The 620-nt window shown below is 65.5% G+C and carries 1 protein-coding gene; it reads left to right on the top strand.

The window, feature by feature from the left end; genetic code table 11:
- Positions 1-620, top strand: a 620-nt coding sequence (locus tag AC01FP_RS18665) for a hypothetical protein (protein ID WP_474482391.1), incomplete at both ends; no start/stop codon positions are given.

The following is a 620-nucleotide window of genomic DNA, read 5'->3' as shown; positions in this document are numbered from 1 at the left end:
GCGTCGGGAAGTGACATTGTCCTCGACTCCGCCGGCGCAATCGCGGTTGACCACGCTGAAGCGGTGGATGATTTCACCGCCACCGCCGGGTTCGACTTCACCACGGGATCAAACTCGATCCTGACCGGTGGCGATATTGTCATCAGCGCGGGCGGTGCCGTTGCGCTTGGCAATTCGACCGCGGGCGGGCTGATCGACGTGACCGGTCAGCAGATCGACTTCGACAACCTCTCTGCCGACCTGACGGTATCCCTGCAGACCGCGCTCGACCCACAGGCGCCTGCGCGCGGCAATGGCGACATCACCGGCCAATCGATCACTGCAGGGACCGGGGACAGTCTGGTCAGGGCCCGGGATGGCGGGGACATCACCATCGCCGGCACCGTGAGCGCGGATGCGGTGCAGGTCGTGGCCAATGCCGGATCGATCACCAGCGGCGGATTGAACACCCGCCTGTTTGCGGTCCTGAATGCCTCCGGAGCGATCACCCTGACCGGGGATTCGCTCGGTACGAACACCTTCTTCGCCGATGGCGCCAGCATCGATCTCGGCGGTTCGTCGATCAGCAACGGCAACGTGTCGCTGGTCGCCCGCGACGGCGGAGTATCCGGAACCGGGGC

Source organism: Cyanobium sp. NIVA-CYA 375, from assembly GCF_056108345.1.
This window is presented reverse-complemented; position numbering and strand designations above follow the sequence as displayed.